The sequence below is a fragment of the Serratia sp. CY44782 genome (genome assembly GCF_052168715.1).
Lineage (GTDB): Bacteria > Pseudomonadota > Gammaproteobacteria > Enterobacterales > Enterobacteriaceae > Serratia > Serratia nevei.
Window position 1 is genome coordinate 135126 of sequence record NZ_JBJNME010000006.1, and the last position, 16118, is coordinate 151243.

15 protein-coding genes are annotated in these 16118 nt (G+C 62.8%); 10 read left to right on the top strand and 5 right to left on the bottom strand.

The window, feature by feature from the left end:
* Window positions 1-40 precede the first annotated feature (40 nt).
* Window positions 41-670 carry a LysE family translocator gene (locus ACJ8HT_RS13000; protein ID WP_048321374.1) on the top strand — a complete coding sequence of 210 codons (630 nt, stop codon included), beginning with the start codon at window positions 41-43 and terminating at the stop codon, window positions 668-670.
* Here the strand turns inward: ACJ8HT_RS13000 and ACJ8HT_RS13005 are convergent.
* Entirely contained in the window at window positions 667-1506 is an 840-nt protein-coding gene (locus ACJ8HT_RS13005) for a helix-turn-helix transcriptional regulator (protein WP_197652162.1), read from the bottom strand. The two genes, ACJ8HT_RS13000 and ACJ8HT_RS13005, sit on opposite strands and share 4 nt — an antisense overlap.
* 99 nt (window positions 1507-1605) lie before the next feature.
* Here ACJ8HT_RS13005 and ACJ8HT_RS13010 point away from each other — a divergent pair, with 99 nt between their 5' ends.
* The 4 genes from ACJ8HT_RS13010 to ACJ8HT_RS13025 are packed head-to-tail and all read left to right on the top strand — an operon-like array spanning window position 1606 to window position 6617.
* Window positions 1606-3030, top strand: coding sequence for an MFS transporter (locus ACJ8HT_RS13010; RefSeq protein WP_197652161.1), 1425 nt, complete (start codon window positions 1606-1608; stop codon window positions 3028-3030).
* A 56-nt stretch (window positions 3031-3086) separates the two neighbouring features.
* On the top strand, window positions 3087-3716 hold the full coding sequence (locus ACJ8HT_RS13015) for an FMN-binding negative transcriptional regulator (protein WP_197652160.1): 630 nt from the start codon (window positions 3087-3089) through the stop codon (window positions 3714-3716).
* A 38-nt stretch (window positions 3717-3754) separates the two neighbouring features.
* Window positions 3755-4714, top strand: coding sequence for a DNA-binding protein YbiB (gene ybiB / locus ACJ8HT_RS13020; RefSeq protein WP_197652159.1), 960 nt, complete (start codon window positions 3755-3757; stop codon window positions 4712-4714).
* 46 nt (window positions 4715-4760) lie between these two features.
* On the top strand, window positions 4761-6617 hold the full coding sequence (locus ACJ8HT_RS13025) for a M3 family metallopeptidase (RefSeq protein WP_197652158.1): 1857 nt from the start codon (window positions 4761-4763) through the stop codon (window positions 6615-6617).
* A gap of 64 nt (window positions 6618-6681) precedes the next feature.
* Here the strand turns inward: ACJ8HT_RS13025 and ACJ8HT_RS13030 are convergent, their stop codons facing one another.
* The 3 genes from ACJ8HT_RS13030 to ACJ8HT_RS13040 all read right to left on the bottom strand — a co-directional run bounded on the left by ACJ8HT_RS13030 (window position 6682) and on the right by ACJ8HT_RS13040 (window position 8662).
* Window positions 6682-7317, bottom strand: coding sequence for a carbonic anhydrase (locus ACJ8HT_RS13030; protein WP_004939270.1), 636 nt, complete (start codon window positions 7315-7317; stop codon window positions 6682-6684).
* 286 nt (window positions 7318-7603) lie between these two features.
* Window positions 7604-7864, bottom strand: a complete 261-nt coding sequence (gene bhsA, locus ACJ8HT_RS13035; protein WP_015377148.1) for a multiple stress resistance protein BhsA — start codon at window positions 7862-7864, stop codon at window positions 7604-7606.
* A gap of 168 nt (window positions 7865-8032) precedes the next feature.
* The gene (locus ACJ8HT_RS13040) at window positions 8033-8662 is read right to left on the bottom strand and encodes a flavin reductase family protein (RefSeq protein ID WP_049200915.1); all 630 of its coding nucleotides are present in this window, start codon (window positions 8660-8662) and stop codon (window positions 8033-8035) included.
* Between the two features lie 118 nt (window positions 8663-8780).
* Between ACJ8HT_RS13040 and rlmF the strand changes: the two genes are divergently transcribed.
* The 5 genes from rlmF (at window position 8781) to ACJ8HT_RS13065 (ending at window position 13742) form a co-directional block, all read left to right on the top strand.
* Window positions 8781-9746 (top strand): 23S rRNA (adenine(1618)-N(6))-methyltransferase RlmF, encoded by a 966-nt coding sequence (gene rlmF / locus ACJ8HT_RS13045; RefSeq protein WP_194571527.1) that lies wholly within the window; start codon window positions 8781-8783, stop codon window positions 9744-9746.
* A gap of 295 nt (window positions 9747-10041) precedes the next feature.
* Window positions 10042-11346 carry a methyl-accepting chemotaxis protein gene (locus ACJ8HT_RS13050; RefSeq protein WP_197652157.1) on the top strand — a complete coding sequence of 435 codons (1305 nt, stop codon included), beginning with the start codon at window positions 10042-10044 and terminating at the stop codon, window positions 11344-11346.
* Between the two features lie 178 nt (window positions 11347-11524).
* Complete coding sequence (locus ACJ8HT_RS13055) at window positions 11525-12094, top strand: TetR/AcrR family transcriptional regulator (RefSeq protein ID WP_049272508.1); 570 nt, start codon at window positions 11525-11527, stop codon at window positions 12092-12094.
* An 11-nt stretch (window positions 12095-12105) separates the two neighbouring features.
* A complete protein-coding gene (locus ACJ8HT_RS13060) occupies window positions 12106-12744 on the top strand; it encodes a GNAT family N-acetyltransferase (RefSeq protein WP_194571057.1) in 639 nt (212 codons plus the stop codon).
* Window positions 12732-13742, top strand: a complete 1011-nt coding sequence (locus ACJ8HT_RS13065; RefSeq protein WP_197652156.1) for an alpha/beta fold hydrolase — start codon at window positions 12732-12734, stop codon at window positions 13740-13742. Before ACJ8HT_RS13060 ends, ACJ8HT_RS13065 begins: the two co-directional genes overlap by 13 nt.
* Here ACJ8HT_RS13065 and ybiO read toward each other — a convergent pair.
* Window positions 13739-15964, bottom strand: coding sequence for a mechanosensitive channel protein (ybiO, locus tag ACJ8HT_RS13070; protein WP_197652155.1), 2226 nt, complete (start codon window positions 15962-15964; stop codon window positions 13739-13741). The genes ACJ8HT_RS13065 and ybiO overlap by 4 nt on opposite strands.
* Window positions 15965-16118 lie beyond the last annotated feature (154 nt).

Below are 16118 nucleotides of genomic sequence, written 5' to 3' on the forward strand. Positions count from 1 at the left end.
TGGACGCTCCATTCCCGTCCATCTTCTTATCAGGTGATTCATGATTGATGCCGCAACGCTGTTGTTGTTTTCCGGTGCCTGCGTGGCGCTGGCGCTGACCCCCGGCCCGGATATGCTGTTGATCGCTTCGCGCAGCGTCAGCCAGGGGCGGCGCGCCGGTTTCGCTTCGCTGGCGGGCATTCAGCTCGGCACTTACTGCCACGCGTTAGCGGCGGCGCTGGGGTTGTCGCAACTGTTCGTCGCCGTGCCGCTGGCTTACGACGCGGTAAGAATGCTGGGCGCCGCCTATCTTCTCTACCTGGCGTGGAAAACGCTGCGATCAGGCAGCAGTTTGCAGGCTTCCGCCGGGTTGCAGGCGGTGCCGACGGCGCGCATCTTCCGCCAGGGGCTGTTCACCAACATCCTCAACCCGAAAATGGCGCTGTTCGTACTGGCGCTGTTCCCGCAGTTTATCGATCCGCGTTCAGGCTCGGTGGTGGTGCAGATGCTGGCGCTGGCGACGGTGCTGAATCTGGTGGGGTTGCTGATTAACGGTGGGGTGATCCTGGCGGTCAGCGGCATGAAAAGCCGCTTCGCCGGCCGCCGTTTCAGCGCCCGCTGGCCGAACTACCTGCTGAGCGGGGTGTTCGCCGGGCTGGCCTGCAAACTCATTTTCGACAGCCGCCGCTAACCCTCGCGCAGCAGCGCTTCAAACGCCGCGCTGGCCGGTTCGTCCGGCAGCGCGCTGTACATCACCAGCCGCAGGTGATTCTCTTCGTCGACGATGAAAGACGCGTGGTCAAAGGTGACCGGACCGATTTCCGGGAGGGTGAAGCTGCGCCGCCCCTGGCAGCGCCCGTGGATATCGTGCTGCCGCCAGAGCCGGCGGAACGGCGGCGATACCCGCTCCAGCGCCTGTACCCGTTGGCGCATTACCTCATCCTCCGGCGCGCGGGCATAGTCGCGGCGGAAGCTGGCCAGGATTTGCGGTGCCTGCGCCTCCCACTCCAACAGGCGTTCATTGAGCTGCGGATCGGCAAACAGCATCCACAACATGTTGCGCTCTTCCGCCGGGCGTTCGCCGATGGCGAACAGCCGCTGTGCCGCCGGGTTCCAGGCGATGATATCCCAACTCAGGTTCATGACGTAGGCCGGCCGCAGCGGCAGGTCGTCCAGCAGCCGCCGTACCAGCGGCGAGACCTGGCACCACTGATGGCCGACCGGCACCGGCGGCCGCTGATGCGCCAATAAAAACAGGTGGTAGCGGCCGGCGGCGTCGAGCTGCAGCACCCGCGCCAGGTTTTCCAAAAATGCCACTGACGCATTGATTTCCCTGCCTTGTTCCAGCCAGGTGTACCAGGTGAGGCCGACGCCGGCCAGCGCCGCGACCTCCTCGCGCCGCAATCCCGGCGTGCGGCGGCGGCTGCCGCTCGGCAAACCGACCGCCTCCGGCGACAGCTGTTCTCGCTTTTGACGTAGAAAATCCGCCAGTTCGTGGCGGGTGCGCTCGAGGGTGCGTGGGGGCATAGCGGCCGTCCTGTTGCTGTTAGTAATAGTATAACTGGCTATATAGTAACAGTTTAAACCCTGTTCCATACTGCGGCCATCATAATCGCTGGAGGTGGAATGGAACATTCATTATCTCGTGAACGGCGGGCATTGCCCGGCCTGCCGGTACTGCTGTTGGGCGGCTTCGTCACGGTGTTCGATCTGTTTGTGGTCAATGTGGCGGCGCCGGTGATCCAGCGGCAGTTCGCCGCCGATTTCGCCGGTGTCGGTTTGATCGTCGCCGGCTATGAGCTGGCGTTCGGGGTGCTGCTGATCGCCGGTGGGCGCCTGGGGGATCGCTTCGGGCGCCGGCGTCTGTTCAGCCTCGGCATGTTGGGATTTACGCTGAGCTCTCTGCTGTGCGGGCTGGCGGGATCGCTCAACCTGCTGATCGCGGCGCGTATCCTGCAGGGGGCGGCGGCGGCGCTGCTGTTCCCGCAAATCTATGCCTTAATGCGGGTGCTGTACGCGCCGCAACAGCGGCGGCGCGCCTTCGCCTGGCTGGGCATGACGCTGGGGCTGGCGGCGATCTTTGGCCAGATCCTCGGCGGATTTATCATCGAGGCCAACCTGTTCGGCAGCGGCTGGCGCATGATCTTTTTGATCAATTTGCCGATCGGCGCGCTAGCGCTGTGGGCGGCGCGGCGTATTCCCGAATCGCGGGTGGCGCAGGCGCAGCGGTTGGACGGCGTTGGTCTGTGGCTGGCGGCGATCGGCCTGTCGCTGTTGCTGCTGCCGCTGCTGGAAGGGCCGGCGCGCGGCTGGCCGTGGTGGATAGCGCCGATGCTGGCGTTGGCGATGGTGACGCTGTGGAGCTTCCTGCGTTGGGAGCGCCGTCTGGCGCGGCGCGGCGGCGATGCAGTGCTCGATCCGGCGCTGTTACGCCAGGCAGGCTTCGCGCCGGGCATGGCGGTGGTGTTGGCGATTTATGCCACCGCCTCCTCGTTTTTCTTGTGCTTCGCGCTGCTGCTGCAGGCGGGGGCGGGGCTTACGCCTTTTCAGGCGGGCAGCCTGTTCGCCCCGGCCAGCGCGGCCTTTATGCTGGCGTCGATGCTCGCGCCCCGGCTGGCGCTGCGTTGGGGCAACGGCGTACTGAGCGTGGGCGTGGCGATTTACGCCGCCGGGTTGGCGCTGTTGATGGCTCAGGCGCTGTGGGGCGCGGCACTGGCGCATCCGCTGCGGTTGCTGCCGGGGTTGGTGGTGCTGGGATTCGGCCAGGCGCTGAGCATGACGCCGCTGCTGAATCTGGTGCTCGGTTTGGCGCAGGAGCGGCAGGCGGGCATGGCGGCGGGCCTGGTTGCAACCGTGCAGCAGGTGGGAGGTGCGCTGGGCATCGTGGTCAGCGGCGTCGGCTTCGTGCCACTGTTGGCGAGCGGCGGCGCGGCGGAACGCTATGCGCAGGCCTTTGCCGGCGCCATGGTATTTAATCTGTTGGCGATGGGCATTGCCCTGATCTTGTTAAACCGGATCACTCGAAATAGTCAGAAAGCGGATCTTAAGTAGGCCGCCAGCGGGTGCTTTACTGTCGTCATCATGAGAGAGCGTAAGGAGCCACACTGATGTTTCAACCCGCCGCATTTCGCGAAGACGATCTGGATGCCCAACTGGCGCTGGTGCGCGCCCATCCGTTGGGGCTATTGGTCAGCCACGGCGAGCAGGGATTGACGGCCGATCCGCTGCCGTTTCTGGCCGATGTCGAACAGGGGCAGATCCGGCTGCGGGCGCACCTGTCGCGCGCCAACGAGCACTGGCGCAGGCTGCAGAACGCGGCGGAATGCCTGGTGATTTTTCAGGGTTTGGAAGGTTATGTGTCGCCCGGCTGGTATCCAAGCAAGCGCCAGACCGGCAAAGTGGTGCCGACCTGGAATTACAGCATGGTGCAGCTGTATGGCGTGCCGACGGTGATGGACGACCCGGCCTGGCTGCGCCGCCAGCTGATCGACCTGACGGCGCAACAGGAAGGGCGCCGCCCGGCACCCTGGCAGCTCGACGACGCGCCGGCCAATTACATCGCCGCGCAGCTAAAAGGCATTGTCGGTATCGAGATCGCCGTCACCCGGCGCGAAGGCAAATGGAAGATGAGCCAAAACCGCAGCGCCGACGATGCCGACGGGGTGATCGCCGGGCTGCGCGATGGCGATGAAACGCAGCGGCGGCTGGCGGCAGAGGTTGAGCGGCGGCGCGGATAGGGTATGCTAACCGAAGAGTGAGCAAGGGGAACCTTCGGATGGATTACACCAAAACTATCAAAGAAATAGGCCGCGGCAAAAATCATGCGCGCGACCTGGACCGGCAGACCGCTTTTGAGCTGTATCAGGCGATGCTGGCCGGGGCGGTCCCCGAGTTGGAGCTGGGCGGCATTCTGATCGCGCTGCGCATTAAGGGTGAGGCCGAAGAGGAGATGCTGGGCTTCTACCAGGCGATGCAGCAGCAGGTGTTGCCGCTGCAGGCGCCGCAGGGGCGGCCGCTGCCGGTGGTGCTGCCGAGCTACAACGGCGCGCGCAAGCTGGCCAACCTGACGCCGCTGCTGGCGCTGCTGCTCGCGAAAGTGGGCCTGCCGGTGGTGGTGCACGGCGTGCTGGACGACAGTACCCGCGTGACCAGCGCCGAGATTTTCCGCGCCCTGGGGCTACCGTGGTCGGAACAGGCCGTTCACGCCCAGCAGCGTCTCGATAACGGCGAGGCGGTATTCATGCCGGTTTCCACGCTGTCGGCGCCGCTGGCGCGGCAGCTCGGGTTGCGTTGGCGCATGGGGGTGCGCAACAGCGCCCATACGCTGGCCAAGCTGGCGACGCCGTTCGGCGAACAGGATGCGCTGCGCCTCGCCAGCGTCTCACACCCGGAGTATGTCGGCCGGGTGGCGTCGTTTTTCCGCCAGATCGGCGCCCGCGGGCTGTTGATGCACGGCACCGAAGGCGAAGCCTACGCCAACCCGTTGCGCTGCCCGCAGATTCATTATATTGCCGGCGGCGAACAGCGCGTGTTGCTGGAGCGCACCTTGCAGGATGAAACGCCGACGTTGCCGGCGGCGAAAGACGCGGAAACCACCGCGCGCTGGACCGAGCGCTGCCTGGCGGGCGAGGTGGCGATCCCGCAGGCCATCCAGCGGCAGATCGCCTGTTGCCTGGTGGCCGCCGGCGAGAGCGAGACGCTGGAACAGGGGCTGCAGCGCCTGCATCAGGCCTGAGCGCGACTATACTGGGATATTTCCTCATCGGCTGAGAAGGACGGTTATGCAACAGGCTCTCGATTACTTCAATCAATTGAACCAGGATTACCTCGACGTACACCGCGCCAAAGAAGAGCTGTTCTGGCAAAACTACATGGGCACCGGCGGTGAAGACGTGTCGGCGCGCTTTTCCGCCGCGGAAAGCGCCTATAAGCGCTTTATCGCCGAACCGCGCCGGTTGGCGGAGATCCGCACTCTGCTGGCCGGATTGGAAACGCTGCCGCAGGAGGCGCAGCGCGATGCGCTGATCCACGGCCTGCAAGGCTGGCTGCGTTTCTTCGACTGTAACGCCATTGAAGATCCGCAGGCGCAGGCGTTGTTGGATCAGATCATCCATGCCGAATCCGATCTCTACTCGCGCCGCAAGGGCTATCAGGTCACGCACCTGAACGCCGACGGCCAGCGGGTGGCGGCCTCGCTCGGCGAGCTGTTGACCAACCAGGCGACCAACCCGAACGAAGACTACCGCCGCAGCTCGCAGCAGGCGCTGCGCGACCTGGAGCAATGGCTGCTGCATAACGGCCTGCCGGAGCTGATTGGCCTGCGCAACCGCTTTGCGCGCCAGATGGGCTATCGCAACTATTTCGACTACAAGGTGAACAAAACCGAGCGCATGACGCCGGAGCAGCTGTTCGCCATTCTGGATCGCTTCGAGCGGGAAACCCGCGAGGCCAACGCGCGCAGCCTGCAACAGCTGGCGGCCGACAAGGGCAGCCAGGCGCTGGAGCCGTGGAACGTGCGCTTCGCCAGCGCCGGCGACGTCACCCGCCAACTGGATCCTTACTTCCCGTTTTCGCGTTCGCTGGAACGCTGGGTCGACAGCTTCAAACGCCTGCACATCGGCTTTGGCGGCGCCGAGATGAACCTCGATCTGCTGGTGCGCAAAGGCAAGTATGAGAATGGCTTTATGCACGGCCCGGTGCCGCCGTTTGTGCGCCAGGGGGAATGGGTGCCGGCGCGCATCAACTTCACCAGCCTGGCGCAGCCGGGGCAGGTAGGCAGCGGCGCTTACGGGCTCAACACCCTGTTCCACGAAGGCGGCCACGCGGCGCATTTCGCCAACATTCGCCAGAATGCGCCGTGCTTCTCGCAGGAGTTCCCGCCGACCTCGATGGCCTATGCCGAAACCCAGTCGATGTTCTGCGACAGCCTGCTGGACGACGCCGACTGGTTGAAACGCTATGCGAAAAACGCCGCCGGCGAAGAGGTGCCCGACGCGCTGATCGAAGCCGGCATCGCGGCGCGCCAGCCGATGCGCGCGTTCAACGAACGCCATATTCTGCTGGTGCCGTACTTCGAGTGGGCGCTGTATCAGTGGGATGACGAGCAGCGCACGCCGGAAGCCATCACCGCGCTGGCGCGCGAGGTCGAGCAAAAGATCCTCGGTATCAGCGGCAGCCCGCGCCCGACGCTGGCGATCCCGCATCTGCTGTCGCTGGAGTCCGCCTGCTCTTACCAGGGCTATCTGCTGGCGATGATGGCGGTGGAACAAACCCGCCAGTTCTTCCTGCAGCGCGACGGTTACCTGACGGACAACCCGGCCATCGGCCCGGATCTGGCGCAACACTATTGGCTGCCGGGCAACAGCGTCAGCCATGACGACACGCTGCGCAGCCTGACCGGCGAAGGGTTCAACCCGGACTCTCTGGCGCAGGCCTGTAACCAGACGGTGGCGCAGGCGTGGCGCGAGGCGCAGCAGACGATGGCCGCCGCCGCTGCGCGCCCGCAGCCGCCGGCGGATTTCGATTTGGAGGCGCACATTCGGGTGGTGGACGGCGAGACGGTATTGGCGGATAACGCCGACGGTGACGAACGGATGTGCCGCGACTTCGCTGCGGCGATAGAGGCGCGTTTGGTTTAAGGCTGACAATAAAAATCCACGCGGCAGCGTGGATTTTATTTAATGGTTAAAACCGGGCGTTATTTTATTCAAAATAGACGTCGGGATTATCGGCCAGGGACACGAAGCTCTTGGTGTTTCTATCCAGCGTACGAATTTCGCCGCTTTCGATGTCGTACACCCAGCCGTGCAGGCGCAGCCCGCTGTTGCGCAGACCCACCGCCACAGAAGGGTGGGTTTTGATATTATTTAGCTGGGCGATAACGTTCTCTTCCACCATAGCGTTAACTTTGTCTGTTTCGCTATTCCAGGTTTTCTTCTCGACCACCGCTTTGGCCGCATCCGCGTAGTGCAGCCAGTGGGCAACGGCAGGCATAGGGTCGAGGCATTGGCAGGACGCGATAGCCTTCATGGCGCCACAGTTCGAGTGGCCACAAATCACGATATCTGTCACGCCCAGCGCCACCACCGCGTATTCGATAGTCGCAGAAACCCCACCCGGCTCCGGGCCAAAGGAAGGGACGATGTTACCGGCGTTGCGGATAACGAACAGTTGCCCAGGCTCTTGCTGCGTCACCAGCTCGGGCACCAGGCGGCTGTCAGAACAGGAGATAAACAGCGCTTTAGGATTTTGGCTGGAGGCCAGGCTGCGAAAGAGTTCCTTACGCTGCGGGAAAATCTCTTTCTGGAAACTGAGGAAACCTTCAATAATATGTTGCATACAACGCTCTCTGCATCTGTAGTCTGCGTAACATGATAATCATCCTCTCCCGTTAGTCCAGCAATGGGGTGGTAAAAAAATGTGTGCTCATACCCCCTGCAAACCCCATTAAATACGGGGTTTCTACCCATTTTCGGCAGCATTGTCCGGTTCGTTTACGCAGGGGGGCTGACGAAGCGGACGGCAAGAAACTCGCTGTCGTACCCATTCAGCGCTAATGCACTTGAACATAAAAAAAGCCCGCCGGGGTGATAGCCGGCGGGCTTTTTGACGTCTGGGGCGGTGATTATTTGTAGATAACCGCGGTGGCGTGCATCAGGTTGTTACCGCTGGTGGAGGTGATGGTGAAGGCCTTGGCGCCTGCCGCATCGGCTTTGGCGGCCAGCTGCGACTTCAGGCTGCTCAGGTCGGTTGCGCCGCTGGCGACGATCACGCCGGCTTTTTCGAATTGGGCGGCATCCTGGGCGCTGACGTGCTCAGCGGCGAAAGTGGTGAAAGAAACGGTGGCCAGGGCGATAGCAGCAGCAAAAGTTTTGATGGTTTTCATGTTCGTCATTCCTGTCAAAGTGAATTAGGGAGAAAGGGAGTTGCCTTTCGATGGGAAGATTATTGCGCAGTGACAGGCGGGATGAAATCGGAGAGTGTTGATGGTTTTGTTCAGATTTTTTGATTATTTATTCCCCCGTTCATCTTCTGTCTAAACGGGGGGAGACGATCAACGCGTCGGGCGCGCCAGATCGAAACGGTGCTGTTCGGAAATGCCATAGTAGGCGGTCGGGCCGCCGGCGCGCAGGATCGGTTCGGCGGCGGCGGTCTGGTAGACGCCGTGTTCGTCCAGCAGCGCCGGATCGAGGTGCACCGCCACCACCTCGCCCAATACCAGCCAGGTTTCCACCTGTTCACCGGCGGCGGTTTGCAGCTGAATGCACTGGGTCAGGCGGCATTCGAAGTTCACCGGGCTTTCGGCCACGCGCTCGGCTTTGACCCGGCGCCCAGGCAGCGGCGTGACGCCGGCGAAGGCGAATTCATCCTCGCCGCGCGGCAGGTTGATGGCGCTGTTGTTCATCGCTTCCGCCAGCGGGCGCGTCGCCAGATTCCAAACGAACTCGCCGGTTTCCACGATATTCGCCACGCTGTCTTTCCAGCCGGTGCTGGCGAAACCGATGATGGGCGGGCGATAGTTGAAGCAGTTGAAAAAGCTGTAGGGCGCCAGATTGCGCAAGCCGGCGGCGCTGCGGGAAGAGATCCAGCCGATGGGGCGCGGGCCGACGATGGCGTTCAGCGGATCGTGCGGCAGGCCGTGGCCGGCGGCAGGTTCATAATAATAACGAGATTCACGGCTCATGGGGGACCCTGTGGCAATCGATGAAGCTTTCATTGTGCCGGGTTTCCCGCCGCTGCGCCATTGCGGGCCGGATGTGTTATCTTACGCGTCGGAAATACCTTCAAGAGAGCCCGTCACGGTGGAAAAAAAGAAAACCTTCCCGCAGCAGAAAAGCGGCCTGCATCCGCGCAACCGTCATCGTTCGCGCTACGACTTCCCGGCGCTGATAGTCAGCTGCCCGGCGCTGGCGCCGTTCGTGAAACCGAACGCCTGGGGCGATGTCTCGGTGGACTTCGCCGATCCGGCGGCGGTGAAAATGCTCAACCGTGCGTTGCTGCAACACTTTTACGGCATCGAGCACTGGGATATTCCGGCGGACTACCTGTGCCCGCCGATCCCCGGCCGCGCCGATTATCTGCACCACCTGGCGGATCTGCTGGCGACCAGCAACGGCGGCGAGATCCCGCGCGGCAAGGGCGTGGCGATCCTCGACGTCGGCGTCGGCGCCAACTGCATCTACCCGATCGTCGGCCTGCGCGAATACGGCTGGCGTTTCACCGGGTCTGAAATCGATCCGGTGTCGCTCAACTCGGCCAAGATGATCGTCGAGATGAACCCGACGCTGCGCAACAGCGTGCGTCTGCGGCTGCAAAAACAGCCTGAGCTGATTTTTAGCGGCATCATCGGCGCGGCCGAGAAATTCGACGCCACCCTGTGCAACCCGCCGTTCCATGCGTCCGAGCAGGAAGCGCGCGCCAGCACCCGCCGCAAGCTGCATAAACTGGGCAAAGGGGAAGTGGCCGACAAGCCGGTGCAAAACTTTGGCGGCAAGAACAACGAGCTGTGGTGCGAAGGCGGCGAAGAGGCCTTCGTGCGCAAGATGGTGGAAGAGAGCGTCGGCAAGGCCAACCACTGCCTGTGGTTTACCTCACTCATCTCGAAAAACACCACGCTGCCGGCCATTTACCATGCGCTGAACGTGGCGGGCGCGGCCGAGGTACGCACCATCGAGATGGCGCAAGGGCAGAAGATCAGCCGCTTCGTCGCCTGGACCTTCCACGACGCCGAGCAACAGGCCGCCTGGGCAGCCGAACGCTGGCGCTAACCCTTCCGGCGCCGGTTATCCTGCCGGCGCCGACAAAAATCCGCATTTTACCTTTCAATTTTCATCACTTACGTTATTCTCAATACGGGTTTAGTAATAAAAATCTTAGGCTGTTAGTTTATTTAAATTCTAATAATTACTTTACTGAATAAATAAATTTAATCCGGTTAATAGCAATAACCAGAAGGAACGGCGCTGCCCGTTCCTTCCGCGATGGCACGTCTGCGTGTGGGCGCGGCATGTGGCCAGGCAAAAATAAGAAAAGCGCCATCATCTGCCACAAGGACTACACCTTATGCTGTTACGATTCAGTCAGTTAACTACCCACAAAGGCGCCGAGCTGAGCGCGATAGAACACGCCGTTCCGATGATCGTCTTCTCGCCCGACGGCACGGTCTTGCGTGCCAACGATCTTTTCCTCAGCACGCTGGGATTTCAACGCGATGACGTGATTGGCCGGCATCACCGTATTTTCTGCGATCCGAACTATGTCGCCAGCCCGTTATATCGCAAGCATTGGGATACGCTGAATAAGGGGCAACCCATTACGGATACCATAAAGCGCATCGCGAAGAACGGCGAGGCGGTGTGGCTGCAGGGCACCTATGCGCCGGTGCTGAATAAACAGGGTAAGGTGGTGGAAATCGTCAAGATCGCCAGCGAGGTGACCGAGCGAGTGACCCAGGCGCAGGAACACCGCAGCCTGCTGGCGGCGCTGAATCGATCGATGGCGATGATCGCTTTCACGCCGCAGGGCACCATTGTCAGCGCCAACGACAATATGCTGGCGCTGATGGGCTATCGGCTGGAAGAGGCGTGCGGGCAGTCGCATGCGGTGCTGTGCCCGCCGGAGTTCGCCGCTTCCGACGATTATCGGCGGCATTGGCAGCGCCTGGCGCGCGGCGAGTTCATCACCGGGCGTTTTGAGCGCCTCAACCGGCGAGGCGAACGGGTATGGCTGGAGGCCAGCTATAACCCGATCCTCGACAACGAAGGCCAGGTGGTGAAAGTGGTGAAGATTGCCCAGGACATCACCCGGCTGATGCAACAGCAGCAGCATGAAGAAGAGATGGTGCGCAACGCGCATCATCTGTCGCTCGATACCGATCGGCAGGCGGCGCAGGGCGCGATCATCGTGCAACAGGCGGTGAAAGGCATGCAGCAGGTCGAAGCGGCGGCGCGCGAAACCTCGGACGTGGTCACCGAGCTCGGCAAGTGTTCTCAGCAGATCGGCACCATTGTCGAGGCCATTCGTAAAATTGCCTCCCAAACCAACCTGCTGGCGATTAACGCCTCCATCGAAGCCGCCCACGCCGGTGAACACGGGCGCGGTTTTGCGGTGGTCGCCAACGAAGTGCGCACGCTGGCGGAACAGTCGCGCAAGGCGGCGACCGAGATCGAACGCATGACCAAGTCCATTCAGCAAGGCGTGGCGGCGGCGATTGCCGGCATGGCAACCTGCGTAGAGCAGGCTGGCGGCGGCGTGGCGCTGACCCACGATGCCGGGGAAGTGATCAACCAGGTCAACATCGGCATGCACGACGTCGTGAAACTGATGCAGGCGTTTACGTCGGTGAAGCAGGGCGACGCGCTGCACTGAGTTTTCATCACGCCGCCCGCCGGAAACGAGGGCGGCGTTTTTATCTTCCCGCTGATTCACACGCCGTTGAGCCGCGGTTCAATTTTACCAGCCTATGCTATCCTTAAATGTGAACGAACGTTCGTTCGCATTCATTCGATGGCGCCAGGCGCCCCCCTCACCGTTTCGGGAGTTGTCGATGGGAAACCGAGAAAAGATTGTCGAGGCCGCGCTGCACAGCTTTACCCATAAGGGATTTCACCAGACCAGCATGCGGGATATCGCGCAGGCGGCGGGCGTCAGCGTCGGCAACCTCTATAACCACTTTACCGGCAAGGAGGCGTTGATCGGCGAGATTGCGCTGCTGGAAAACGGCGTATTCGCCGAGTTTGCCGCCGGATTGCGGGCCGACAGAAAGCGGCCGAAGCAGGCGCTGTCGGCCTTTTTTACCGCCTATCACGCTTTTGTCGCCGAGCCAGCCAATGTGCAGCTGTCGGCGGAGATCGTGGCGGAGGTGGCACGCACCCCGGCGTTGGCCGAGCCGTTCGGCGCTAACCAGCGGCAGCTGATTGAGGCGCTGGCGACGGTTATCGCCGAGGCTCAGCAAACCGGTGAGATTGCACCGGCGATAGCGCCGTTGCCGCTCGCGCAGCTGGTGCTGGACGTGATCGAAAGTCAGGCCTGGCGGCAGGCGATCTTTGCGTCGTCCGCGCCGGAGGAGACTACGCCGGTGCGGCTGTTGGAACAGCTGCTCTACCGGCATCCCTAGTCGAGGTGGATATGCTGCACATTGAGCCGTATCGCGATGCTGACCGCCTGCAAACAGCGGCGCTGATCTACGCCGCGTTCTGCGACAAGTTCCAGCGCGCGCGCCGTCTGAGCCCCCGCCTTCAATGGCGTTTGTTCTATCGGCTGTGGCGTTGGAAGCAAAGCGGCAGCCGGGAGCGCAGCTTCGTGGTGAAGCAGGATGAACAGGTGGTGGCGGCCTTTGCCCTCAATGCGGCCGCTGGCGAGAACAACGCCGGGCGGCGTCCGCATGCCTTGCCGATTTGGCGGCTGTGCCGCCGCTATGGTTGGCTGAACGTTTGGCGCATGTATCTGCAAATGGCGGTGTTGCGGCACACCCCGGCGGCCGATGAACTGTATCTCTCTTACCTGGCAGTGGCCGAGAATCAGCGCGGCAAAGGGGTAGGCAAGCGGCTGCTGCAGTGGATGAACGACTACGCTGCCGGGCAAGGCGCGGGCCGGCGCCTGAGCCTGCACGTCAGCCGGCGCAACGTGGATGCGCTGCGCCTGTATCGGCGTTGCGGTTTTCAGGTGCGACGCGAAGAACATTATGCCTTGCTGGGGTTACTGTTCGGCCAGGCCGACTGGCTATTGATGGAGAGACTCTGCGGGGAGGCGACGTGCGCAGAATAGGGCTATACAGCGTGGTGCTGCTCTTGTCGGCATTCGGTTGGATCGTTTACGTCAACGATTTCCACTTTATCACCGAACCCGTCGTGGTGACGGCCGGCGGCAACCGGCTGACCGGCACGCTGGTGCTGCCGCAGCATGCGCCGGTCAAGCCCGGCGTCGTGGTGTTCGTGCACGGCGATGGGCCGGCCAACGCCAGCCGCGATGAAGGCTATTACGGCATTTGGGAGGCGATGGCGCAGCAGGGCTACGCGGTTTTATCTTTCGATAAGCCGGGCGTTGGCGGCTCCAGCGGCAACTGGCTGCACCAGACCATGGCGGATCGCGCGCGGGAAACCGCCGATATCATCGACTGGGCCCGGCGGGACGGGCGCTTCGATGCGCGCTGCGTGGGGTTATGGGGCACCAGCCAGGCGGGGTGGGTGATGCCGGAGGTGGCGCGTTTGCGCCCCGACATCGCCTTCACGCTGGCGCTGGCGCCGGCGATCAACTGGCTGCGGCAGGGGCGTTACAACACCCGCGCGGCGATGGCGACGGCGGGGGAAGATGAAGCGAAAATCCAGGCGCGCGAAGCGCACTGGCGCCATATCCAGACGCTGCTCGAGCAACCGGACGGCTACGCCCAGTACCGCCGCGAGTATGGCGCCGCCGCCGCATTGAGCGCCGACCGCTGGCGCTTTATTCGCGCCAACATGGCCAGCGACGCGACGGCGGGATTGCGGCATTTCGCCACGCCGGTGCACCTGATCCTGGGCGGGCGCGACGTCAACGTCGACGCGGACGAAACCGAGCGCGTGTATCGGCAAACGATCCCGGCCTCGCTGCTGACGGTAACGCGCATCGACGAGGCCGACCACGTGATGATTAAACCGCTGTTCGCCCGCCATCCGTGGCTGATCAACGTGGTGGGGCTGTTTGCCCCGCGCTCGGTGCAATACGACGCCTACCGACAGGACGTGTCGGCCTTCCTGGCCACCCAGCCCTGCGGGCGCGAGCGCTAACCGCCGGGAGCCGCGGGCGGTGCCTGTTCTTCGTGCGGCTGCGGCGCGCGGGAGATCTGCATCGCCTGCTGCGGCATGCCGATGCCGGCCCGATCGAAATGGATTTTCACCAGCCGATCGAGGGCGTATTGCACCACCCACTGTTTCAGCGCCTGCGTGCGTACCGTCACGCGGGTGGTGAACGAGCGGTCGCCCAGCGCCACCACGCCGTTGAAGACCGGCTCGCCAATCAGGAAATGCTTCACCTGCTCATCTTGCTTCAGCGCCGCGACGGCCTGATGCAGTACCTCATTGACCCGATCGATATCCTCGTCGCGGCTGACGGTGTAGTTGGCGCGATACACCCCGAATTCGCGCGCATAGTTGGCCAGCGTAGTGATCGAGGAGTACGGCACGATGTGGTAGACGCCGTAGTCATCGCGCAGGCCGATCGAGCGGATGGTCATGCGCTCCACGGTGCCGGTGATGCCGCTGACGGTGACGTATTCGCCGGTGTTCATGCCGTTTTCGAACTGGATGAACACGCCGGTGATCACGTCTTTCACCAGCGTCTGGGCGCCGAAGCTGATAGCCAGCCCCAGCGCGCCGGCACCCGCCAGCAGCGGCGCGATGTTCAGCCCCACCTGCGACAGCACGATCATCACGGTAATGGTGCTGATCACGATAGCCAGCACGTTGCGAAACAGCGTCAGCAGCGTGCGTTCGCGCGCGCTCGGCCGCACGCCGTTACTGAGTTCCAACGCCAGGCGGTGCTCGATGATGCTGGCCATCAGCGTCCAACTGAAGACGGCGATCAGCAGGATCAGCAGGATATGCACCAGCCCGCCGAGCGTCCGCTGGCCATTTTCGCTGCCTGCCCACTGGTACAGATTAATCAGGTGCCAGGCGTCAAGCAGGAACAGCGTCACCGCCAGCACCACCATCACCCGCAGTATCTTCAACCCGTTGGGAATATAGGAGTTGATGCGCCGCTCAAGCATCGGATAGCGCAGATTGACGTCGGTCGGCAGCGAAATGCGGCGGAAAATCCAGCGGGTCAGCATGCCGGACAGCAGAGCGCCGACGCCGACCACCAGCAGGCTTTTCACCGTGGCGCTCATCATAAAGCGCAGGCTGTTGCCGATGTCGAACTGGGACAGCACGAACAACACCAGAAAATAGGCGATCGCCAGCAGGTGCCAGATATGCCCCAGGCCGCGCAGGATCACGCTGAAAAACGCCATCGACCGTTCGGCCAGCAGGTTGATCTGTTGCTGTATCGGCTTGCGGTTGTGCAGGATCAGCCAGATGGCATACAGCGTCAGCGCCAGCATCACCACCAGGTTGACGGCGGCGGCGGCCGGGTAGCTGATCTGCACCGCCACCACCGGCACCACCACCATCAGGCCGTAGCCGATCAGCCCGCTGAGCCAGGCGAGGCGCGTGTTCCAGTAGCGCGCGCTCGGGTCGCTGAAGGGGAAGGGGCGCAGATAGTCGAAGTTGGGGGCGAAAATCAGCCGTAGCACCGCTTTGAAGAATTCAATCACCGCAAAGGCGCTGAGAAACAGGGTCTGCAGCCGCAGAATGGTGGCGCTGTCGGCGTGGACGTGGCGGGCGAACAGGTTGCCCGCCGCCAGCGCCAGCAGCAACACCAGCAGATCGACGGCGAAAGCGCCGAGAATGGCGGCGGGGCGCTTATACCACGGGCCGCGCTGCAGCCGCGCGTTGTGCCCCCAACTGCCCATGCGCTTGTACAGCGGCGCGATCAGCCGCCGGATCAGGTGGAACAGCGCAAAGGTGACCGCCACCGTCAGCAAAAAATAGCCCAGCGCGCGGAAAAAGCCGGCGGGATTGAAAACGCGCTTCGGGCCGGAATCGATCAGCTTTTGCAGCGCGCCGAGCTTCTGGTTAAAGGTGCTGATGCCTTCCTGTGCCAGCGAGTTCAGGCTGTCGCTCAACGTCGCCGGCGTTGATTCCACCGGCGTTGCCGGGGCGGTGGCGGGGGCGTCGCCGGCGGCCTGTTTTAGGTGGTTGATGAGTTCCGCGCGCGCTTTGTCGTCCTGCAGCAGATCGGCCAGCGCGGCGTAGGCGGCTTTCTGCTGCTCGCTTTTGTCGGCGGGCGCGGGCGGCGCGTTTTGCGCCAGGGCCGGTGGTGCGAAGACGTTCAGGGTCAGCAACAGCAGCAGGAAAAGCAGGTGTTCTCGCAGATGAGAACCTCGTCGGGAGTCTGCGTTTGGCGGCATTGTTCCTCTCTTTGGCGTTCTGTGATCGGCGGATGTAAAAGCAATACGATGAAAAACAATCAATATAGTAGGAAAGATGGCGCGTTGGGGCGTGGGAGAGCGTGCGGAATGAAAGCGGCGGGCGCGTGGCGCGCCCGCCGTTAAACCGCCGGGA